General features: G+C 58.2%; 22 protein-coding genes. All 22 read left to right on the forward strand.

Annotated elements, in window-relative coordinates; translation table 11 throughout:
• Positions 1-9: 9 nt before the first annotated feature.
• The 22 genes from ACTQY1_RS06320 to gctB all read left to right on the forward strand — a co-directional run bounded on the left by ACTQY1_RS06320 (position 10) and on the right by gctB (position 22,237).
• Entirely contained in the window at positions 10-1,296 is a 1,287-nt protein-coding gene (locus ACTQY1_RS06320) for a [Fe-Fe] hydrogenase large subunit C-terminal domain-containing protein (protein WP_022487695.1), read from the forward strand.
• Between the two features lie 193 nt (positions 1,297-1,489).
• Positions 1,490-3,013, forward strand: coding sequence for a succinate CoA transferase (locus ACTQY1_RS06325; RefSeq protein WP_022487694.1), 1,524 nt, complete (start codon positions 1,490-1,492; stop codon positions 3,011-3,013).
• A gap of 142 nt (positions 3,014-3,155) precedes the next feature.
• A complete protein-coding gene (gene mmdA, locus ACTQY1_RS06330; protein ID WP_195839608.1) occupies positions 3,156-4,655 on the forward strand; it encodes a methylmalonyl-CoA decarboxylase subunit alpha in 1,500 nt (499 codons plus the stop codon).
• Between the two features lie 46 nt (positions 4,656-4,701).
• A complete protein-coding gene (gcdD, locus tag ACTQY1_RS06335) occupies positions 4,702-5,025 on the forward strand; it encodes a sodium ion-translocating glutaconyl-CoA decarboxylase subunit delta (protein ID WP_012939173.1) in 324 nt (107 codons plus the stop codon).
• A gap of 70 nt (positions 5,026-5,095) precedes the next feature.
• On the forward strand, positions 5,096-5,533 hold the full coding sequence (gene gcdC / locus ACTQY1_RS06340; RefSeq protein WP_022487692.1) for a sodium ion-translocating glutaconyl-CoA decarboxylase subunit gamma: 438 nt from the start codon (positions 5,096-5,098) through the stop codon (positions 5,531-5,533).
• Between the two features lie 35 nt (positions 5,534-5,568).
• Complete coding sequence (gene gcdB / locus ACTQY1_RS06345; RefSeq protein ID WP_012939171.1) at positions 5,569-6,696, forward strand: sodium ion-translocating glutaconyl-CoA decarboxylase subunit beta; 1,128 nt, start codon at positions 5,569-5,571, stop codon at positions 6,694-6,696.
• Positions 6,697-6,831: 135 nt separating this feature from the next.
• Entirely contained in the window at positions 6,832-7,329 is a 498-nt protein-coding gene (locus ACTQY1_RS06350) for a hypothetical protein (protein WP_022487691.1), read from the forward strand.
• A 15-nt stretch (positions 7,330-7,344) separates the two neighbouring features.
• The gene (locus ACTQY1_RS06355) at positions 7,345-7,782 is read left to right on the forward strand and encodes a SoxR reducing system RseC family protein (RefSeq protein ID WP_022487690.1); all 438 of its coding nucleotides are present in this window, start codon (positions 7,345-7,347) and stop codon (positions 7,780-7,782) included.
• Positions 7,783-7,785: 3 nt separating this feature from the next.
• The gene (locus ACTQY1_RS06360; RefSeq protein WP_022487689.1) at positions 7,786-8,049 is read left to right on the forward strand and encodes a DUF4321 domain-containing protein; all 264 of its coding nucleotides are present in this window, start codon (positions 7,786-7,788) and stop codon (positions 8,047-8,049) included.
• Between the two features lie 13 nt (positions 8,050-8,062).
• A complete protein-coding gene (locus ACTQY1_RS06365; protein ID WP_022487688.1) occupies positions 8,063-8,698 on the forward strand; it encodes a Maf family protein in 636 nt (211 codons plus the stop codon).
• On the forward strand, positions 8,625-9,311 hold the full coding sequence (gene radC / locus ACTQY1_RS06370; RefSeq protein WP_154487851.1) for a RadC family protein: 687 nt from the start codon (positions 8,625-8,627) through the stop codon (positions 9,309-9,311). The genes ACTQY1_RS06365 and radC overlap by 74 nt, the downstream gene beginning before the upstream one ends.
• Positions 9,312-9,326: 15 nt before the next feature.
• Positions 9,327-10,358, forward strand: a complete 1,032-nt coding sequence (locus ACTQY1_RS06375) for a rod shape-determining protein (RefSeq protein WP_022487686.1) — start codon at positions 9,327-9,329, stop codon at positions 10,356-10,358.
• A 19-nt stretch (positions 10,359-10,377) separates the two neighbouring features.
• Positions 10,378-11,262 carry a rod shape-determining protein MreC gene (mreC, locus tag ACTQY1_RS06380; RefSeq protein WP_154487850.1) on the forward strand — a complete coding sequence of 295 codons (885 nt, stop codon included), beginning with the start codon at positions 10,378-10,380 and terminating at the stop codon, positions 11,260-11,262.
• Positions 11,262-11,774, forward strand: coding sequence for a rod shape-determining protein MreD (gene mreD, locus ACTQY1_RS06385; RefSeq protein WP_022487684.1), 513 nt, complete (start codon positions 11,262-11,264; stop codon positions 11,772-11,774). The genes mreC and mreD overlap by 1 nt, the downstream gene beginning before the upstream one ends.
• 9 nt (positions 11,775-11,783) lie before the next feature.
• Positions 11,784-13,571, forward strand: a complete 1,788-nt coding sequence (gene mrdA, locus ACTQY1_RS06390; protein ID WP_279127964.1) for a penicillin-binding protein 2 — start codon at positions 11,784-11,786, stop codon at positions 13,569-13,571.
• A gap of 9 nt (positions 13,572-13,580) precedes the next feature.
• On the forward strand, positions 13,581-14,702 hold the full coding sequence (rodA, locus tag ACTQY1_RS06395; protein WP_022487682.1) for a rod shape-determining protein RodA: 1,122 nt from the start codon (positions 13,581-13,583) through the stop codon (positions 14,700-14,702).
• A 9-nt stretch (positions 14,703-14,711) separates the two neighbouring features.
• The gene (locus tag ACTQY1_RS06400) at positions 14,712-16,574 is read left to right on the forward strand and encodes a TIGR03960 family B12-binding radical SAM protein (RefSeq protein WP_441368912.1); all 1,863 of its coding nucleotides are present in this window, start codon (positions 14,712-14,714) and stop codon (positions 16,572-16,574) included.
• Entirely contained in the window at positions 16,571-17,263 is a 693-nt protein-coding gene (locus ACTQY1_RS06405; protein ID WP_022487680.1) for a TIGR03936 family radical SAM-associated protein, read from the forward strand. Before ACTQY1_RS06400 ends, ACTQY1_RS06405 begins: the two co-directional genes overlap by 4 nt.
• Before the next feature lie 8 nt (positions 17,264-17,271).
• Complete coding sequence (locus ACTQY1_RS06410) at positions 17,272-18,702, forward strand: Rne/Rng family ribonuclease (RefSeq protein ID WP_022487679.1); 1,431 nt, start codon at positions 17,272-17,274, stop codon at positions 18,700-18,702.
• Positions 18,699-20,147: a CCA tRNA nucleotidyltransferase gene (locus ACTQY1_RS06415; protein WP_154487849.1), complete on the forward strand. Its 1,449-nt coding sequence runs from the start codon at positions 18,699-18,701 to the stop codon at positions 20,145-20,147. Before ACTQY1_RS06410 ends, ACTQY1_RS06415 begins: the two co-directional genes overlap by 4 nt.
• A gap of 321 nt (positions 20,148-20,468) precedes the next feature.
• Positions 20,469-21,431 (forward strand): glutaconate CoA-transferase subunit A, encoded by a 963-nt coding sequence (gctA, locus tag ACTQY1_RS06420; RefSeq protein ID WP_022487677.1) that lies wholly within the window; start codon positions 20,469-20,471, stop codon positions 21,429-21,431.
• A gap of 2 nt (positions 21,432-21,433) precedes the next feature.
• Positions 21,434-22,237 (forward strand): glutaconate CoA-transferase subunit B, encoded by an 804-nt coding sequence (gctB, locus tag ACTQY1_RS06425; protein ID WP_022487676.1) that lies wholly within the window; start codon positions 21,434-21,436, stop codon positions 22,235-22,237.
• Position 22,238 lies beyond the last annotated feature (1 nt).

A 22,238-nucleotide genomic window follows, 5' to 3' on the forward strand; every position in this document is an offset into this window, starting at 1 on the left:
TGAAAACCGGTGAGTGAAGCCTATCTCAATTCGGTCCGAGTCAACCGGGAAAAATGCACCGGGTGCCTGATCTGTGTGAAGGAATGTCTGGTCCAGGCCATCCGGGTCCGGCAGGGAAAAGCGGTGATCCTTTCGGACCGGTGCATCGACTGCGGGGAGTGCATCCGCTGCTGTCCCACCCGGGCCATGGAAGGATGGGCGGACCCGCTGACGGAACTGAAGAAGTACAAAGTGAACATTGCTCTGGCCACCCCTTCCTTTTACGCCCAGTTCGACGGGAACATCGCCGCCTCCGTGATCTGGGAGGGGCTCCGGGAACTGGGGTTCGACACGGTGTTCGACGTGGCTTTGGCCGGGGACTATATCAGCGACGAAATGGAGCGGTACATCGCCCATTACAAGGGCCCCTTCCCCCTGATCTCCTCCGCCTGCCCGGCGGTGCTCCGGCTGATCCAGACCAAGTATCCGGAACTGGTGAAGCAGGTGCTCCCGGTACTGGCACCGGCGGAAGCGGCGGCCATCTATACCCGGCGGGAAACCACCCGGCGGCTGCAACTGGCCCCGGAGGAAGTGGGGATCTGGTTCATTTCTCCCTGCCCCGCCAAGGGCACCAACATCCACCAGTCCGTGGACGTGGCCCACACGGCGGTCACCGGATCCTTCACCATTTCTTCCATCTATGGGCCTCTGACCCAGGCCATCAAGCATGTGCAGGAAACCCGGTATGAGGTGCCGGAAGCCACCCTGGGCTCTTCCTACAGCCTCAGCTGGGGAAGCTGGCGGGGGGAACTGGAATCCACCGGCCTGACCAATGCCCTGGCGGCCCAGGGGCCGGAAGAGGTGGACGAACTGCTGGAACAGGTAAGCATGGCCAAACTCAGCGATGTGCGGTACGTGTGCTGTTACAGCTGTGCAGGGGGCTGCATCGGAGGGCCCTGTGTGGCGGTGAACAAGTACGTGGCCGCCAAGAATCTCCGGGTGCGGGTGGACCGCCGGCGGAACCGGGAAAATGCGGACCGGGAGACCGCCATGGCCCGCTGCCGGATCATCGAGGATTTCCCGGCTTCCTGGAAGTACATCAAGCCCCTGGAACCCCGGCCCCATCCGCCCCTGGCCAGGGATTTCGGCGAGGCCCTGGAGAAGATGGGCCAGCTGAAGAAACTGGAAAAAGAGTTCCCCCAGCTGGACTGCGGGGCCTGCGGAGCCCCCACCTGCCGGGCTTTTGCGGAAGACGTGGTCCGGGGCTATGGAGAAAAGGAGGGGTGCATCTTCCTGCGAAAGAAAAAGGAAAAATGAGGAAAAATCAGAGAATGTTCAAAAAATAACAGAAAAAGGACAGCTGTCCGGTTAAATTTCCAGAGCTGTCATGTCCTTTTTCCTTGCAAGTTGGCGGAAATATTGTTATTATTTATGACGTGGATTCTATTTTTAAATATTCAGATAGAATCTCCAGACGAGAAGCCTATCAGGCAAACAGGAGGAAGAGCAAATGATCGATATTACGGATCGAGTCCATTGTGCCGCAGCACTCAGCAAGATCACCACAGCTGAAAAAGCGGCAGAAATGATTCAAGACGGCATGAACCTGGGCATGAGCGGATTTACCCCTTCCGGGTATCCCAAAGCAGTACCCCTGGCTCTGGCTGCCAGAGGAAAGGAACATCCCTTTAAAGTCAATGTCTGGACTGTGCTCCCTGGACCTGAAATCGATACGGCCATGGTGGAGGCAGGGATCGTAGGCAACCGGATGCCCTACCAGACCGACAAAAACTGCCGGAACGCCATCAACAACGGCCAGATCCGGTATCTGGACACCCATATCAGCACCTTCAACCAGATGGCCCGGTTCGGCTTCCTGCCGGATCACCGGGATGTGGATGTGGCCATCATCGAAGCCTGCTCCATCAAGGACCTGGGCAAAGGGAAGATCGGCATCATCCCCACCACCAGCCTGGGGGGCAGCTGCGGCTATGTCCAGAGCGCCAAGAAAGTCATCGTGGAAGTGAACGTAACCCAGCCTCTGGGCCTGGAAGGGATGCACGACTGCTATGTGCCCCTGGATCCTCCCTACCGGAAGATCATTCCCATCGAACGGCCGGAAGACCGGGTAGGGACTCCCTACATTCCCTGCGACCTGGACAAGGTGGCAGCCATCGTTCCCTGCGATATCCCCGATACCCCCAGCAAACTGGCGGCCATTACCGATGATGCCCGGGCCATGGGGGGCAACCTGGTGGAATTCCTGAAAAACGAAGTAAAGGCCGGCCGGCTGCCCAAGAACCTGCTGCCCCTCCAGTCCGGGGTAGGGTCCGTGGCCAACGCGGTGATCAACGGCCTGGTCCATTCTGATTTCGAAGACCTGACCGTATACACGGAAGTGATCCAGGACGGTATGTTCGACCTGATCGATGCCGGGAAACTGCGGGTGGCTTCCGGGGCATCCCTGACCATGTCCGCTGAAGTCCAGAAGAGATTCTACAGCAACCTGGACAAATACAAATCCCATCTGATCCTCCGGCCCCAGGAAATTTCCAACAACCCGGAAGTGGTCCGCCGGCTGGGTGTCATCGCCATGAACACCGCCATCGAAGTGGACCTGTATGGGAACGTGAACTCTTCCCATATCAACGGCACCAACCTGATGAACGGCATCGGCGGCAGCGGGGACTTTGCCCGGAACGGCTATCTGTCCATCTTCTTCGCCGAATCCGAACGGAAGGGCGGCAAGATCAGTTCTGTAGTGCCTTTCTGCTCCCATATCGACAACTGCGAACACGATGTGGATGTGATTGTATCCGAACGGGGTGTGGCTGACCTGAGAGGCCTGTCCCCCAAAGAAAGAGCACCCATCATCATCGACCAGATCGCCAGCCCCAGATACCAGCCCATCCTGAAGGATTATTTCGAACGGGCTTGTGTGGCCTGCCACAACAGCCAGACCCCTCACATCCTGTCCGAAGCCTTCTCCTTCCATGAAAGAATGCTGAAAAACGGCACCATGGAGAAGGAATAAGAGGGTTTTCCAGCGATATTTTCCGAAAACCGGTGGCAACAGGGTCATATTTATGTTACAATTACCGTGTTTTGGTTTCGCTGCAGCCAAGAATCCTTGAAGGAGGTGCGTATTTTTGACCACACAGGAAAAAATTGAAGATATGTTTGCCCGCTACGAGAAAATCGAAGCAGGCGGAGGCGCCAAAAGAGTCGGCAAACAGCATGATGCCGGTAAAATGACTGCCCGGGAACGGATAAAGTCGTTCTTAGATGAGGGAAGTTTTGTAGAACTGGATAAATTTGTAGAACATCGCTGCTCCAACTTCGGCCAGGAAAAGAAATATCTGGCCGGGGACGGGGTGGTGACAGGCTACGGCACGGTTAACGGACGGACGGTGTTCGTTTACGCCCAGGATTTCACCGTGGAAGGGGGATCCCTGGGGGAAATGCACGCCAACAAGATCGCCAAGGTCCAGGCCATGGCCTTGAAGACCGGGGCACCCATCGTGGGCATGGAAGATTCCGGCGGTGCCCGGATCCAGGAAGCCACGGACGCCCTGGCCGGGTTCGGGAAAATGTTCAAGCAGAATACCCTGGCTTCCGGGGTGATTCCCCAGATTTCCGCCATCATGGGTCCCTGCGCCGGGGGTGCGGTATACAGTCCGGCTCTTACGGACTTCATCTACATGGTGAAGAAGAATTCCAAGATGTTCATTACCGGACCGGAAGTGGTGAAGACCGTGACCGGCGAGGAAGTGGGCCAGGAAGACCTGGGAGGCACCTTTACCCACTGCACCCGCAGCGGGGTGGCGGACTTCCCGGCGGAAAACGATGCGGACTGCCTGGAACAGATCCGGTACCTGCTCAGTTTCCTGCCCAGCAACAACCGGGAGAATCCTCCGGTCTATGACACCGGGGACAGCGCTTACCGGATGGATGAAAGCCTGAACACCATCATTCCTGACGGTCCTCAGATGCCCTATGATATGTACAAAGTCATCCGCAGCATCGTGGACAACGGGGAATATGTGGAACCTCACCGGATGTATGCCCGGAACATCATCACCTGCCTGGCACGGATGGACGGATCCACGGTGGGGATCATCGCCAACCAGCCCCGGATCATGGCCGGGTGCCTGGATATCAACGCTTCTGACAAGGCGGCCCGGTTCATCCGCTTCTGCGATGCTTTCCGGATCCCTCTGATCAATATCGTGGATGTGCCCGGGTTCCTGCCGGGAACGGACCAGGAATACGGCGGCATCATCCGTCACGGGGCCAAGATGCTCTATGCCTACTGCGAAGCCACGGTGCCCAAGATCACCCTGGTGACCCGGAAGGCCTATGGGGGTGCTTATCTGGCCATGTGTGCCCAGGACTTGGGTGCCGATCATGTGATTGCCTGGCCCACGGCGGAAATCGCCGTCATGGGACCCCAGGGGGCTGCCAAGATCATCTTCCGGAAAGACCCGGATGTGGAACAGAAGACCCAGGAGTACATCACCAACTTTGCCACTCCTTATTATGCCGCCAAGCACGGGATGGTGGAAATGGTCATCGAACCCAAGACCACCCGTCCCACGCTGATCAAAGCGCTGCGTATGTTAAAATCAAAGCAGGAAGACCGGCCAACTAAGAAACACGGTAACATTCCTCTGTGATTTTGATATAAACCATTCATCATGAGGGAAGAGAGGTGAAACGTTCATGACCGACAATCCTTGGCTGATTATGATGATCAACATGACCATCGTATTCGGCGTGCTGATTGTGCTGGGAATCCTGATGGTGCTGATCCATGCTGTCGATCCCACCAAGAAAGTTCAGGGAAAAAAAAAGCCTGTAGTTGCTAAACCAGCGCCTTCCGCTGCTGCCAGCAAACGGCAGGAAGAGGAAAAAGTGGCTGCCATGGCAGCTGTCCTGGCCCTGGTCCAGGATGAAGACGATATGATTGCAGCTGCCCTGAGTGCTGCCATCGCCGAACACAAAAGAAAAATGGAGCCGATGAATCTGCCCCATCATTCTTTCTGATGAACTGTTGAGGGACGGTTCATTATCCACAAAATCAAACAACTTGAAAACTGTTTAGGAGGGTATTCTCATGAGAAAATTTAATGTTAACGTTAACGGTACTGTTTACACCGTAGAAGTTGAAGAAGTTGGCGGCGCTGTAACCGCAGCTCCTGCTGCCCCTGCCGCTCCTGCTGCTGCTCCTGCTCCGGCTCCTGTAGCTGCTGCTCCTGCTGCTGCTCCCGCTCCGGCTCCTGCCGCTGCTCCTGCTGCTGCTCCTGCTCCCGCTGCCAAACCGGCCGCTGCTGCTCCTGCCGGCTCCGTAACCGTATCCGCTCCCATGCCCGGCAAGATTCTGTCCGTTAACGTAAAACCCGGCGACAAAGTGGAAGCCGGCGATGTTCTGCTGATCCTGGAAGCTATGAAGATGCAGAATGAAATCATGGCTCCTGAAGATGGCACGGTTTCCGAAGTCCGCGTAAACGCTGGCGATACCGTAGCCACCGGCGACGTAATGGTTATTCTCTAATCATCGTCTCCGAACATAAAGGAGGATTTTAGAACATGGATGCTTTTGTGGTAGCCCTGACCTCTGTCATCCAGGACAGTGGGTTTGTGGCTTTTACCTGGGGCAATGCCGTGATGATGCTGGTAGGGTGCATCCTGCTGTACCTGGCCATCGTCAAAGGCTTTGAACCCCTGCTGCTGAGCCCGATCGCCTTCGGGTGCATTCTGGCCAACGTACCCCGGACCGGGTTCGAAACCGATCCCGGCGTTATGCAGCTGATCCTGGGCGGGATCAAATACGAAATCTTCCCTCCGCTGATTTTCATGGGCGTAGGGGCCATGACCGACTTTGGTCCGCTGATTGCCAACCCCAAGACCCTGCTGCTGGGTGCTGCTGCCCAGATCGGTGTGTTTGTGGCTCTGCTGGGGGCCATGCTCCTGGGCTTCAATGTGAAGGAAGCTTCCGCCATCGGGATCATCGGTGGTGCTGACGGCCCGACTTCCATTTACCTGGCTTCCAAGATGGCTCCCCATCTGCTGGGCGCCATCGCCGTGGCCGCTTATTCCTACATGTCCCTGGTGCCTCTGATCCAGCCGCCTGTGATGAAACTGTTCACCTCCAAGGAAGAACGGAAGATCAAAATGGCCCAGCTGCGTACGGTGACCCACTTTGAAAAAGTGGTGTTCCCCATTGTCACCACCATTTTCATTTCCCTGCTGCTGCCTTCCGTATGCTCTTTGATCGGGATGCTGATGCTGGGGAACCTGTTCACCGAATCTGGCTGTATGGACCGTCTGTCTGACACGGCACAAAATGCCCTGATGAACAGTGTGACCATCATGCTGGCCACCGGTACCGGCCTGACCATGAAGGCCGAAAGCTTCCTGACCTTGCAGACCATCGAAATCATCTGCCTGGGTCTGGTTGCCTTTATCGGCGGCACCGCCGGCGGTGTGCTGTTCGGCAAGCTGATGAGCAAGCTGGACGGCGGCAAGACCAACCCGCTGATCGGTTCTGCTGGTGTATCCGCAGTGCCTATGGCTGCCCGTGTGTCCCAGGTTGTGGGACAGCAGGCTGACCCTGGCAACTTCCTGCTGATGCACGCCATGGGCCCCAACGTGGCCGGTGTTATCGGTACGGCTGTTGCAGCCGGTACCATGCTGGCCATGGTGGGCGGCAAATAAAAAACAAAAGTTTTTTGAGCTGTTGCTTCGGCAGCAGCTCTTTTTTTGCAGAAAACACCTTTCTATTGGGGGGATTTTTGCTATAATAAAAGGGATATGTTTTTTTGTCGGCGGAAAAGCCCAAAGGAGAATATTTTGGAAGCATACAAGGAATTTTCGACAACCAGCCGGGAGCGGAGACTGTATCAGTGGGGGACCCTGGCTCTCATTGCCCTCAGCTGGGCCTATGAAGGGTATCATACTTTTGCTCTGGGCCAATTGAGTATCATGGGCTGGGGGTACAACCTGCTGTTTGTGATCCTCTGGTGCTGGCGCTGCCTGTTCCAGTACAGCATCCAGCTCACCAGCGACAAGCTGATCGTGGTCATGTACGGCCTGGGGCTGGAACGGCGGATGACCGTTTACCTGAAGGACCTGGAAAGTTTTTCCAACCATTACAAACGGAGCTTTTTCCGGAAGACCTCCATTAAAAAATATGTCCACCGGTATTCTTCCGTGGATCCCAATCCCCAGCGGATCCTGGTGTACCGGGAGAATGGAAAACTCTGCGGCCTGCTGTTCAAATCCAGCGATGAGCTGATGGACCGGCTGGCCCGGCGGTTCCCCAAACAGTACCTGGAATTTCCAGAATAACAAAGGAGTCATAGTATGAGCAACAACAATGTGTATGTGGGAAAGGTCATCGCAGTCAACAAACAGCGGGCCAAGGTGAAAATCGAACAGAGACCGGGGGAACAGCGGCCCAAGATGCTGGACTGCTGGAATGCCTGCGAAGCCAAACGGGGCACCCGGGTGATCGTGGGGAAACAGTCCCTGGATGAAAAGAAGGCCCAGATGATCGTGTACGGGATCCCGGTGCTCACCGCCCTGGCCGGTGCGGCTTTCGGCCGGGCCATAGCCCATTTTTTCTCTGCTCCCGTGTGGCAGATCGTGGTGCTCAGCACTCTGGTGTGGCTGGCCCTGGGGCTGGTCTATGCCCGGAACTTCAAGAAGAGTGTCCGGACCAAGGTGGAACAGTGGACCATCACCGGCTATTTCAGCGATGGGGAGATTTACGACGCCAAAGGGAAAAAAGTGGAGGTTTAAACCATGTTGGGGAAAAACCATCTGACCCTGCTGCTGGTCCTGGCAGCCGGTGCCGTCATGGGAGGCCTTCTGGGGGACAGTCTCCAGGCTTCCCAGCCTCTGGGCGGAGCCACCGATTTCCTGGTGCGGAAATATCAGGTGCTGACCATTCCCCCTTCCACCATGGACCTTTATGTGGCCAAGGTGACCGCCGGTGTGGAATTTTCTCCCAATCTGGCAGCCATCCTGGGCATGATCCTGGCAGGGATTCTGTTTCACAAGTTATAGGAGAATGCTCGTTATGGAACTGATACTGGCCTCCGGTTCACCCCGGCGCCTGGAACTGCTCCGGCAGATCGGCCTGGAGCCCCGGGTGGTGGTGAGCCGGGGAGAAGAAGAAAAAAACGATGCCACCCCGGAACAGCTGGTGCTGGCCAACGCGCTGGCCAAAGGCCGGGAAGTCCGGGACCGGCTGGGGGACCGGGTGCCCATCCTGGCGGCGGACACGGTGGTGGCCCTGGACGGGGAGATCCTGGGAAAACCCCGGGACAGGGCGGAAGCAGCCCGCATGCTCCGGAAACTCAGCGGCCGGACCCACCGGGTACTGACAGGGATGGCCCTGTTCTTCCAAGGACAGGTCCGGACCCATGTGGAGACCACGAAGGTGGAGTTTTCTCCTCTTTCTGAAAAAGACATTGCCTGGTACATTGCTACCGGGGAACCCCTGGACAAGGCCGGAGCCTACGGCATCCAGGGGAAAGCCGCCTTGTTCATTCCTTCCATCCAGGGGTCCTACACCAATGTGGTGGGACTCCCTCTTGCCCCTTTGAAGAAATTATTTGCAGAATTGGACGTGACAAGACATGACACACTATCTGATCCGGGAGATGCTTCCGGAGGAACGGCCCCGGGAACGGCTCCTGGCCAAGGGACCTGAAGCCCTTGCCATTACGGAACTGCTGGCCATCCTGATCGGCACCGGGAGAAAGGAACATTCGGCCCTGGATATTGCCCGGGAACTGACGGGGGATCTGCTGAAGGATGCCCGGCTGGCCCGGACCCAGGACCCCCGGGAACTGACCCGGATTGCCGGCATCGGGCCTGCCAAGGCTGCGGTGATCCTGGCGGCCCTGGAACTGGGACGGCGGCTGGCAGGGGCGGAAACCCAACCCTTCCAGACCATCCACTGTCCGGAAGACGGAGCCATGCTGGTGATGCCCCGGCTCCGGTATGAGAATCATGAACATTTTCTGGTGGTGCTGCTGAACAGCAAGGGGAAGGTCACTGGCATCGAACCCATTTCTGAGGGGTCTCTCAATGCCTCAGTGGTCCATCCCCGGGAGGCTTTTGCCCCGGCGCTGCTCCACCATGCAGCCGCCATCCTGGCGGTCCACAACCATCCTTCCGGGGACCCCACCCCCAGCCGGGAGGACAGGAGCCTGACCCGGACCCTGTGGGATACGGGGAAGGTGATGGGGATCCCTCTGGTGGATCATCTGATCATTGGAGACGGGGTCTATTACAGTTTCAAGGAACACGGATTGTTGTAAAAGGAGGAACATGGCATGCTGGATCTAATGGGATCTTTTTCCACGGATCTGGGAGTGGATCTGGGCACGGACCATACCCGGATCTGTCTCCGGGACGAGGGTATCGTACTGGACCAACCCACCGCCGTGGCCCTGGACCGGGGCCGGAGAAAGATCCTGGCCCTGGGTCAGGAGGCCCGGCAGATGCTGGGACGGACCCCGGAGGGAATCCAGGTGGTCCGGCCGCTCCAGGACGGGGTCATCGCCGACTTCGACCTGACCCGGCAGATGCTCAGGGGATTCCTCCGCCAGGCCCTGGGGAAACGGCCTTTGTTCCGGCCCCGGCTGGTGCTTACGGTGCCCTGCGGGGTGAACAGCGTGGAGCGCCGGGCGGTGCTGGATGCGGCCATGGAAGCGGGAGCCGGGGAGGCTTACCTGTTGGAAGCCCCTCTGGCGGCAGCCCTGGGAGCCGGGATCCCGGTCCGGGAGACCAAAAGCTGCCTGGTGGTGGATATGGGGGCAGGGGCCACGGAAGCGGCGGTGCTCACCCAGGGAAAGATTGCTCTCAGCCGGCTCCTCCGCCAGGGAGGACGGAGCCTGGACCAGGCCCTTGTCCAGTACAGCCGGAAAAAGTATAATCTTCTTATCGGGACCCTCCAGGCGGAGCAGGTGAAGATCGAGATCGGCACGGTCCGGGAGACTGCGCCTCCGGCCTATATGGACCTTCGGGGCCGGGACCTGATCACCGGGCTCCCCCGGCGGGTGACCATCGATCAGAACCAGCTCCGGGAGGCCCTGTGGGAACCGGTCCACAAGATGGTGAACTGTGTCCTGGCCCTCCTGGAACAGCTGCCAGACCTGCTGGCCCGGGATGTGGCGGAACGGGGCATCGTCCTTACAGGGGGCGGAGCCCTGCTGCGGAATTTTGACTGGCTCCTGGCCCGGGAAACCGGCCTGAAAGTGTGGGTGGCGGAAAACGCCCTGACCTGCGGAGCCAAGGGAACCGGCATTGCCGCCGGGAATATGAATCTGTTCCGGAAGGGACCCCGTCCCCGCCGGAACGTGTAAATGGAGAGAAGCAGTGCGAATGAGGAAGGAACAGAAAGTCAGACTGGGGGTATTGGCGGCGGCCATCCTGCTGGTGGTGGGGCTGGTATGGGATGCTTTCCACCGGTTCCCTGCCGTGAATACGGTGCTGACCACCCTGACCCGGCCCATCAGCTTTGTGGTGGGAGGCATCGGCGGCGGTTTCAAAGGCACCGGGAATTATTTTGCCTCCAAGACGGCCCTGGAAAAGGAAAATGCCGCCCTGAAAAAGGAAAATGAAGAGCTGCGCCAGAACAATGCGGAACTGATCGGCATGAAGGCGGAGAACCAGCGGCTGGGGAAACTGCTGAAGTTCAGCAGCCTCCATCCCCAGTGGAACATGGTGTCCGCCAAGGTGATCAGCCGGGATCTGGGAGATTTCAAGGATGTGATCCTCATCGACCGGGGAAAAGATGACGGGCTCCAGGTGAACATGCCGGTGGTGAATGCCTCCGGGCTCATCGGCATTGTGGACGGAGTCTATCCCCACATGGCCAAGGTGCTGCTGATTTCCAGTCCCCGGAGCCGGATCGGGGGCCTGAACCTCCGGGGGGATTCCCGGGCGGCGGGAATCGTCAACGGGGTGGCCGGACCGGATCTGCTGCTGGAAATGCGGAATCTCAGCCGGAATGCGGACATCCTGCCCGGAGACACCATTGTGACCAGCGGCTACAGCGGCTACCATCCGGAAGGGCTGGTGATCGGTACCGTGGAAGATGTCCAGATGGATACCGGCGGCCTTACCAAAATGGCCACCATCGCTCCTTCCGTGGATTACAGCCATCTGGAAGAAGCCCGGGTCATCACCAACTTCCAGGGGTTTGCGGATTTCCTCCGTAACGAGGGGAAAGATCCGGATGCCCAGTCCGGCAAAGGAGGGAAATAATGGTGATCGTTGCCCTTGCCTGGCTGTTTTTCACCCTGTTTCTGTTCACTCTGGAAAATCACTGGTTCCTCTTTTTCAACACCACCCAGTCCCCGGACTTGCTGCTGTTGTTTCTCCTGCTCTATGCCATGGACCAGGGGAAACGGAACGGCGCAGTGTATGGACTGGGTATTGGTGCTTTATTGGACGTTGTCACCTTCAGCTATTTCGGCTGGCACATGGTGACCCGGGCGGCCCTGGGGTACCTGATCGGAAAGAACCGGGTGAACATGTTCGTGGACCGGCTGCCCACCTATCTGATCCTCACCGCTCTGGTGACCCTGCTGCTCCAGGTGGCCCGGGGACTGTTCCTGTGCGTGATGCTGGGCCGTTGGCTGCCGATCCTGCCCCTGGCCCTCCAGACCCTGAAGCTTATGGGGTGGAACCTGGTCCTGGCCCCTGTCATGTGGTTCCTGTACCACAGACTGAAGAAACGGGTCCGCAGCCGTATGGATTATTACTATCATCTGTAGGAGTCTGCCGTGCTGAATAAAAAATATGCTTACCGTCTGGAGTTCATGATGGTCACCGGCATCCTGGTGATCCTGATCCTCATCGGACGGATGTTCTATCTGCAAATCGTCAAGGGATCCACTTACCGCCGGCAGGCGGAAGGGAACCGGACCCGCTATACCCGGATCCTGGCCCCCCGGGGCATCATCTATGACTGCAACGGGGAAGAACTGGCCAACAACAAGCCCGGGGTCATGGTGTCCCTGGTGCGCCGGACCGACGGGTACCGGGAAGAGACCCTGGAACGGCTGAGCCAGCTGCTGAACCTGCCTCTGGAAGACATCAAGGAGACCATCCGTCTCTCCGGAGGCAGTTCGGAACCCATCCGTCTGGTCCGGAACGCCTCTCCGGAAGTGGTGGACAAGGTGGAGGAAAACCTTCGCTATCTGCCCGGGGTGATGCTGGAAGTCCAGCCGGTGCGGAATTATCCCAACAAGGGACTGGCAGTCCATGCCCTGGGCTATGTGGGAGAAATCAGTGATTATGAGATCTCCCAGGGAGCCTACAGTGAACTGAAGGCCGGGGACATCATCGGGAAATTCGGCCTGGAAAACTACTACGATTCCTATCTCCGGGGAGAAGACGGCAGCTACCGGGAAGAAGTGGACGTGGCAGGCCGGGTGGTCCAGATCATGGACAAAGTGGATCCCAAACCGGGCCAGGGGCTGGTGCTCACCCTCGACGCCAAGCTCCAGCGGATCGCCGAAGAGGCGGTGGACCGGCAGCTGAAGGCCATCGGGGCCCGGGGCTGCGCCGTGGTGGCCCTGGATCCCAACAACGGGGAAGTGAAGGCCCTGGTGTCCCGTCCCGGATTCGATCCCAACTGGTTTGTCAACGGGATCAGCGAAAAGAACTGGAAATACCTGAATACGGATCCCTTCCATCCCATGACCGACAAGGTCATCGCCGGGGAATATCCTCCCGGATCCACCTTCAAGATCGTCACCGGGTCCGCGGCCCTGGAAGAAAAGAAAGTGACCCCGGATGAACTGATCTACGACTCCGGCCGCCACTGGCTCATCGACATGCGGAACGCCGGAGGGGAAGCCCTGGGGTACATCAACTTCAAACGGGCCCTGGCCGCTTCCGACAACGTGTACTTCTACGAAATGGGGAACCGGGTGGGCATCGACCTGCTGGACAAATACGCCCGGGAATTCGGCTTCGGCCAGACCACGGGCATCGACCTCCACGGGGAGGCCCAGGGACTCATCGCCACCCCGGAATACAAGAAGAAGGTCTTTGATGACGAATGGTACCTGGGGGATACCTTCAACACTGCCATCGGTCAGGGCTTCACCCTGGCCACCCCCATCCAGGTGGCGGAAATGCTCAGTGCCGTGGCCACCGACGGGAAACGGTACAAGCCCCATCTGGTAAGCAAGATCCTCAATGACGACGGCAGCGTGGCCAAGACCTTCGAGCCGGAGGAAGAGGGGAAACTGCCCATTTCTGAATCCACCCTGAAGCTGATCCAGGACGGCCTGGAAGCCGTAACGGAAGAAGGGGGCACTGCCGCCTTCCTGAAGAACCTGCCGGTGCCGGTGGCCGGGAAAACCGGTACCGCCGAAAACCCCCACGGACTGGAACACGGCTGGTTCATCGCCTATGCCCCGGCCAAGAAGCCCCAGCTGGTGGTGGTGTGCATTGTGGAACAGGGCAGCTACGGCACCATTTCCGCAGCCCCCATTGTCAAGAGCATCCTGGAATACGTGTTCACCGATCCCCGGGTGCGGCGGCAGGGCAGCAAGAAATAAGGAGAAACCATGCGCTGGCATTTTTCGTTGAAAAAATATTTTCGGAATATCGACAAACCCCTGCTGATCAGCGTCCTGCTGCTGATCGCCATCGGGGTGGTGCTCATCGGCAGTGCCACCCATGCCAACATCCCCGGGCCCAGACGGTACAGCTTCGTCCTGCGCCAGCTGAGCTTTGCGGCCATCAACCTGGTGCTGGGGGTCTTCCTCATGCGGTTCGACTACCGGATCCTGAAGAGCCTGGCCCGGCCTCTGTACATCTTCAACATCCTCATGCTGCTGGCGGTGATGCTGGTGGGGAAAAGCGCCCTGGGAGCCCAGCGCTGGCTCCAGCTGGGGCCCATCAGCATCCAGCCCAGTGAGTTTGCCAAAGCCATTATGATCATCAGCCTGTCCTCCTTTGTGGACGACCGGCTGCCCCTTTTGACGGATTTCCGAAGCTGGCTGCCGGTGTTCGGCTATGTGCTGCTGCCCTTCCTGTTCGTTATGAAGCAGCCGGACCTGGGGACTTCCCTGGTGTTTCTGGCCATCCTCCTGGGCACCATGATCGTCTGCGGCTTCCGGATCCGGTATTTCCTGATCATGGGAGGCCTGGGACTGGCTTCGGCGCCTCTGGTGTGGAAAATGCTCCACGAGTACCAGCGGAACCGGATCCGGGTGTTCCTGAACCCGGGACTGGAACCCTACGGCAGCGGCTATCACGTGATCCAGTCCATGATTGCCATCGGTTCCGGGCTTTTTGCCGGCAAGGGGCTTTTTGCCGGTACCCAGAGCCAGCTGAACTTCCTGCCGGAAAACCATACGGACTTTATCTTCGCAGTGGCCGGGGAGGAATTCGGCTTCATCGGCACTACCATTATCCTGCTGCTCTACGGGGTGGTGATCTACCGGGGCCTTTCCATTGCCCTCCATGCGTCCGATGATTTTGGAACCCTGCTGGCCGTGGGAGTGGTCTCTATGTTCCTGTTCCACATCCTGGTCAATGTGGGGATGACCAGCGGCATTATGCCGGTCACGGGGGTGCCCCTGCCTTTCATGAGCTACGGGGTCAGCTCTCTTACCACCAATATGCTCATGGTGACCCTGCTGCTGAACATCAATGCCCATCACCAGACCCTGCGTTTTCATTAAGGAGATATTATGCGAAAAGACTTACCCATCGACATACTCAGTGCTGTGGAAAAACCCGCCCGGTACACCGGCATGGAATTCGGCAGCATCGTAAAGCCGGAAGAGGAAACGGAGGTTTCCTTCTGTCTGGCCTTCCCGGATACCTACGAAATCGGCATGAGCTATCTGGGCTACAAGATCCTCTACGAAATCCTCAACAAGCTGCCCAAAGTGGCGGCAGAGCGGGCCTTTGCCCCCTGGGTGGACATGGAAGCCAAAATGCGGGAACGGGGGCTGGTGCTCTCCAGCCTGGAAAACACCCGGCCTTTGAAGGATTTCGACCTGCTGGGGTTCACCCTTCTGTATGAAATGTCCTATTCCAACATCCTGAACATGCTGGACCTGGGCGGGGTGCCCATCCTGGCCAAAGACCGGACCCTGGAGGATCCCTTTGTATGTGCCGGGGGCTGCTGCGTGTTCAACAGTGAACCCCTGGCGGATTTCCTGGACTTCTGCATGCTGGGAGACGGGGAAAAGATCATCCAGGAAGTGACCCTGCTGTACCGGGACTGGAAGCGGGAAGGCAAACCCGGGGGCCGGCTTGGCTTCCTGCGCCGGGTGTCCCGGATCCAGGGGGTCTACGTACCTTCTTTCTATGAAATCACCTACGGTCCCGACGGCACTATTACCGGGAAAAAGCCTCTGGAGCCCACGGCGCCGGAAGTGGTGTACAAACGGGTGGAACAGGACCTGGACGGGCTGGATTTCCCCACCCATCCCATTGTGCCCTACAGTGACACGGTCCACGACCGGATCATGCTGGAACTGTTCCGGGGCTGCAGCCGGGGCTGCCGGTTCTGCAACGCCGGGATCATCTATCGGCCGGTCCGGGAACGGAAACCGGAAACGGTGATGGAGCTGGCCAAACAGCTGGTACCTGCCACCGGCTACAACGAAATCTCCCTGTTCTCCCTGAGCACCGCGGATTATTCCCATCTGGAACCTCTCATCCGGGAACTGCTGGGAGATTTCCGGAAGGACCGGGTCAGCGTGTCCCTGCCTTCCCTGCGGATCGACAGCTTCTCCGTGAAGCTGGCCCAGGAAGTCCAGGCGGTGCGGAAAAGCGGCCTGACCTTTGCTCCGGAAGCCGGGAGCCAGCGGATGCGGGATGTGATCAACAAAGGGGTCACGGAAGAAAATCTCATGAACGCGGTGGGGGCCGCCTTTGAAAACGGCTGGTCCCAGGTGAAGCTGTACTTCATGATCGGTCTGCCTACGGAAACGGACGAAGACGTGCTGGCCATTGCCAAACTGGCCCAGAAGGTCCAGTGGAAGTACAAGGAAGTTACCGGCCACATGGGGGCCAAAGTCACTGTCAGCGTGTCCAACTTCGTGCCCAAGCCCTACACCCCCTTCCAGTGGGTGGGCCAGAACACCAAGGGGGAATTTGACCGGAAGCACATGCTGCTGAAGAACGCCTTTGCCAATCTGAAGAACATCCACTTTCAGTACCATGATTCCCGGACCAGCCTGATGGAAGGGGTCCTGGCCCGGGGAGACCGGCGGCTGGGAAAGGCCATTTACCTGGCCTGGCAGAGGGGCGCCAAATTCGACAGCTGGACGGAATTATTCGATTATGACCGGTGGGCCCAGGCCATTGCCGATGCAGGCCTGACCCCGGATTTCTACAACAGCCGGCCCCGGGGGAAAGAGGAAATCTTCCCTTGGGAACACACCAGCTGCGGGGTGAGCCGACAGTTCCTGTGGAGTGAATACGAAAAAGCCCAGGAGGCGGCCCTGACTCATGACTGCCGCCGGGATACCTGCACCGGCTGCGGGGTCTGCCAGAAACTGGGCGTGAAGATCATCGACTGGAAGGAGGGAGAAGTATGAAACTGCGGCTGCAGATCACCAAGGAACCGGGGATCCGGTTCATCTCCCATCTGGAATACCAGAGGAGCATCGAAAAGGCCCTCCGTCGGTCCGGGATCCCGGTGGCCTATTCGGAAGGGTTCAACCCCCATATGAAGTTTTCCCTGGCCTCCGCCCTCAGCGTGGGAGTCACCAGCTCCTGCGAGTTTGCGGAAATCCGCCTGGCGGAAGAACGGCCCCTGGAGGAGCTGCTGGACAAGATCGCCCGGGCCCTGCCCATGGGCATCCACATTGTCCGGGGGGACCTGACCGATGACAAGGCTCCCAAGCTCATGGCCCGGGCCCAGGGTGCCTCCTACCAGGTGAAGGTCCCCTGTGCCGCCGATCCTTCTGCCCAGCTGGCCGCCTTTGCCGCTGCGCCGGAAGTTCCCTACACCAAGACCCACAAAAAAGGCAAGGGGAAACCCAAGACCATCGATGTGAAATACTTCATTCCCCAGGTGGAGGCCCGGTGGCAGGAGGGAATCCTGGACCTGTCCTTTGATATCCGGATCACCCCCACCGGCAGCATGAAGGCGTCGGAATTCCTCCAGGTGCTGGAGGACCAGTTCCAGGTCCCTCTCACCGTGGTCCAGGCGGATATCCGCCGGGTGGATCTTTACAGCCGGGATGAAGCCGGCCGGAAGGTTCCCCTGATCGGGGAAGGCTGAGGGCTGCCATGAATACGATCTTTGTCAGTGTCCGTCCGGAAGAAACCAGGATGGGCACCGTGGAAGAGGACCGGCTCCGGGATTATGCGGTGGAGCGGAGCAGTAACGACAACCTGGTGGGCAATGTGTACCGGGCCCGGGTGTGCAATGTGGTGCCCGGGATCCAGGCAGCCTTTGTGGACCTGAACACCGGGAAGAACGGGTTCCTGACCCTGAAAAAGGGAGAAAAGCTCTCCGAAGGCCAGATGCTTTTGGTCCAGGTGGTGAAGGACGCCAGGGGGAACAAGGGTCCGGCGGTGACCCGGGAGATCACCCTTCCCGGCCGGTATGTGGTGCTGGAACCCTACGGCAGCCGGGTGAGCCTGTCCCGGAAGATCAGCTGCAAAACCAAGCGGAAGGAGCTCCGGGAATGGGCCCGGGAGCTGCTGCCGGAAAATATGGGACTGGTGCTCCGGACGGCAGCAGCCCATGCAGAGGAAAGCGAGATCCGGGCCGATCTGGAACAGCTGCTCCGGAACTGGGAGGTGCTGGTCCGCCGGAGCAAAGTGGGCCGGGGACCCCAGCTGCTGTACCGGGAACTGGACCTGGCCATCCGGCTGGTCCGGGATTATGTGACGGACCGGGTGGAACGGATCATCGTGGACGATGAGAAGACCTGTCAGCGGCTCCAGGAAATGCTCCGGGACATGGGGCTGCCCCAGATCCAGGTGAAGCTGTACAAGGGGAAAGAAGACCTGTTCACCTTCTACCGGCTGGATGAGGATATCGAAAGCCTTTCCGACCGGGTGGTGTGGCTGCCGGGGGGCGGCTACCTGGTCTTCGACTATACGGAAGCCATGACCGTCATCGACGTGAACAGCGGGAAATTCTCCACGGGAGCGGACCGGGATGCCACCAGTATGGCCACCAACCGGGAAGCAGCCCGGGAAATCGCCCGGCAGCTCCGGCTCCGGGACATCGGAGGCATCATCGTGGCGGATTTCATCGACATGGACCGGGAAGAGGAACAGGGGGAGATCCTCCAGATCCTGAAGAAAGAATTCGCCTGGGACAAAATGAAGCCAAAGGTCATCGACCTGACCCATCTGAACCTGGTGGAAATGACCCGGATGAAGGCCCGGAAGAATCTGTCCAGCATCCTGTACACCACCTGCCCCATGTGCGGAGGCAGCGGCCGGGTGGAAGCTCCGGAAACCGTCTATGTGGAGATCCGCCGGCGGCTCCGGAGCCTGTTCCTCCAGGGAAAGATGAGCCACAGCCTGCTGCTTACCGTCCATCCTGTGGTATACGGCTGGCTGCGCCAGCAGGGGTTGGGGGACATGGAACGGGAATTCCACTGCACCCTGAAGCTGGCCAGCGACCCATCCCTGGAAATCGGGGTGTTTACCCTTCTGACCGCAGACCAGGAAGGGACAGGAAGAGAGGGTGACCGGGAATGAAACTGACGATTCCATCCTATGTGAAAACCGTTATGGATGTGCTCCAGTCCCATGGGTTCGAAGCCCATGTGGTGGGAGGCGCTGTCCGGGACATGCTCCTGGGCCGGGTCCCGGACGATTATGACGTGGTCACCAACGCCCGGCCGGAACAGATCCTCCGGACCGCGGAAGACGCGGGGATCCCGGTGGTCAGTGAGCTGGGACAGAACTTCGGGGTGGTGATCCTCCGGGTGGAGCGCCACGGGGTGGAAGTGGCCGCCTACCGGAATGAAACCTACGGCAGCGCTGACGCCCACCGGCCGGCGGAAGTCTGGTACTGCAGGACTCTGGAAGAGGATCTGAGCCGGCGGGATTTCACCATCAATGCCCTGGCGGTGGACCAGAACGGACACATCACCGACTGCTTCCAGGGGCTGGATGATCTGCGGGGCCGGGTTCTCCGCACTGTGGGGGATCCGGACCGGCGGTTCTCGGAAGATGCCCTGCGGATGTTCCGGGCCTGCCGGTTCGTGGGACAGCTGGGCTTTGCTCCGGATCCTTCCATCCTGCCTGCCATGGGCCGGAACCTGAAGAAGGTGCCGGGACTGTCTCTGGAGCGGGTGCGGACAGAATTGAACAAGCTGCTCATGGGGACCTATGCGGGAGAAGGCATGGACCTGATGGTGAAAAGCGGACTGGCGGCGGAGAGCTGCCGGGTCCGGCGGAAAGGCCAGTATGAAACGGTGCCCATCCTGCCGGAACTGATCCATCTGGTGGGATTAGGCCAGAACCCCCAGTTCCATCCCTATGATGTGTGGAAGCACACGGCAGTGGCCCTGGACAAAGGGGACCGGAGCCTGGAAGTGGGATGGGGAATCCTGCTCCATGACGTGGCCAAGGGCCTGGAAGGGGTCCGGGGCATCAACAAAGAAGGACAGCCCTGCGACCACGGCCATGAAGTGGTGGGCGCCGCCCTGGCCCGGCAGATCCTGGAACGGCTCCAGCTGCCCCGGGAGGTGGTGGACCGGGTGGCCTGGCTGGTGAAGAACCACATGCACTTCGGGTTCATCAGCGCCCAGGAGGACAGCAAGACCTGGCACTGGCTCCGGAAGGAGGCCCGCAGCGGCCATTTCCGGGTAAACAAGGAGATGGCGGAAGCCTTCAAACAGCTTACGGCCGTGTGCGTGGCGGATGTGGCCGCCACCAATGCGGCCCAGAATGACGTGATCCATGCCCAGATGTACGGAAAACGGTTGGTGAAGATGGCCTATCTCATGCCCGTCCACACCTCCGATCTGGACTTTTCCGGGAAGGACGCTCTGACCCTGGGGGCCCGCCCGGACCAGTTGAAGGAGCTGATGCCGGTGCTCCTCCGGCGGGTCCAGGACCGGATGCTGGAAAATAATCCGGAACAGCTGGCCCAGGCGGCTCAAAAGTGGCTGGAACGGCAAAAAAAACTGTATTGACAATGCATGGTTGAAGAAAAAGAAGGTGTTTCAGAGAAAACACCTTCTTTTTTGTGTAACTTTTGCAATAAAAAAGGTGCAAAAAGAGAAATTTTCTCATAAGTTATTAGAATTTTTATATATTTGCAAAAAAATCTACAAATAATCTCCCGGGAGATTTAAAAAAAAAATTATTTGTGTTATAATCATTCCGTACACTGAATACAGTAGGTTCAGCCGGAATGCGAATGTAAAAAATATTCACAAAGGGGGATGGTTATTTCTTAGAGGAGGATTCCGGCAGTTTCACAAACTAGGAAGGATTTTAAGGAGGTTTTTGCTTTGAGTAAAGTAATGACGTTAAAAGACGCAATCGCCAAGTATGTGCACAGTGGTGATCACATTGCTCTGGGTGGCTTTACGACTGACCGTAAACCCTATGCGGCTGTGTTTGAAATCCTGAGACAGGGCATCACGGACCTGACCGGTCTGGGCGGTGCTGCCGGCGGCGACTGGGATATGCTGATCGGCAACGGCCGTGTGAAAGCCTACATCAACTGCTATACCGCCAACTCCGGTGTAACCAACGTTTCCAGACGGTTCAGAAAATGGTTCGAAGCCGGCAAGCTGACCATGGAAGACTATTCCCAGGATGTTATCTACATGATGTGGCATGCCGCTGCTCTGGGCCTGCCCTTCCTGCCTGTAACCCTGATGCAGGGCTCCGGCCTCACCGATGAATGGGGCATCAGCAAGGAAGTCCGGAAGACCCTGGACAAAGTTCCTGATGACAAGTTCAAATACATCGACAACCCCTTCAAACCGGGTGAAAAAGTGGTGGCTGTTCCTGTTCCTCAGATCGATGTGGCCATCATCCACGCTCAGCAGGCTTCTCCTGATGGCACCGTACGCATCTGGGGCGGCAAATTCCAGGATGTGGATATTGCGGAAGCAGCCAAATACACCATCGTTACCTGCGAAGAGATCATCTCCAATGAAGAAATCAGAAGAGATCCCACCAAGAACGACATTCCCGGCATGTGCGTAGATGCCGTTGTCCTGGCTCCTTACGGTGCTCATCCGTCTCAGTGCTATGGCCTGTATGACTACGACAACCCGTTCCTGAAAGTCTATGACCAGGTCTCCAAGACCCAGGAAGACTTCGATGCTTTCTGCAAAGAATGGGTGTTCGACCTGAAGGATCATGACGAATACCTGAACAAACTGGGTGCCACTCGTCTGATCAACCTGAAGGTTGTTCCCGGTCTGGGCTATCACATTGACATGACGAAGGAGGACAAATAACAATGGCTGATTACACGAATTATACCAATAAGGAAATGCAGGCTGTGACCATTGCCAAACAGATCAAAAATGGTCAGGTTGTAACGGTTGGTACCGGTCTGCCTCTGATCGGCGCCAGCGTGGCCAAGAGAGTTTATGCTCCTGACTGCCACATCATCGTGGAAAGCGGTCTGATGGACTGCTCCCCTGTGGAAGTTCCCCGTTCCGTTGGTGACCTGCGGTTCATGGCTCACTGCGGCTGCATCTGGCCGAATGTCCGGTTCGTCGGCTTCGAAATCAACGAATACCTGCACAAGGCCAACCGTCTGATCGCCTTCATCGGCGGCGCTCAGATCGACCCCTACGGCAACGTGAACTCCACCTCCATCGGCGACTACCATCATCCGAAAACCCGTTTCACCGGGTCCGGCGGCGCTAACGGCATTGCCACCTATTCCAACACCATCATTATGATGCAGCATGAAAAACGCAGATTCATGCAGAAAATCGACTATGTGACCAGCCCGGGCTGGATCGACGGCCCTGGCGGACGTGAAAGACTGGGTCTGCCCGGCGATGTTGGACCTCAGCTGGTAGTAACCGACAAAGGGATCCTGAAATTCGACGAAAAGACCAAACGGATGTATCTGGCTGCCTACTATCCCACTTCTTCTCCGGAAGACGTCCTGGAAAACACCGGGTTCGACCTGGATGTATCCAAGGCTGTGGAACTGGAAGCTCCGGATCCGGCAGTTATCAAACTGATCCGTGAAGAAATCGACCCGGGCCAGGCTTTCATCAAAGTCCCTGCTCCGGAAGCAAAATAAG

The sequence above is a fragment of the Acidaminococcus sp. HCP3S3_G9_1 genome (assembly GCF_052122455.1).
In the GTDB taxonomy this organism is placed as follows: Bacteria; Bacillota; Negativicutes; order Acidaminococcales; family Acidaminococcaceae; genus Acidaminococcus.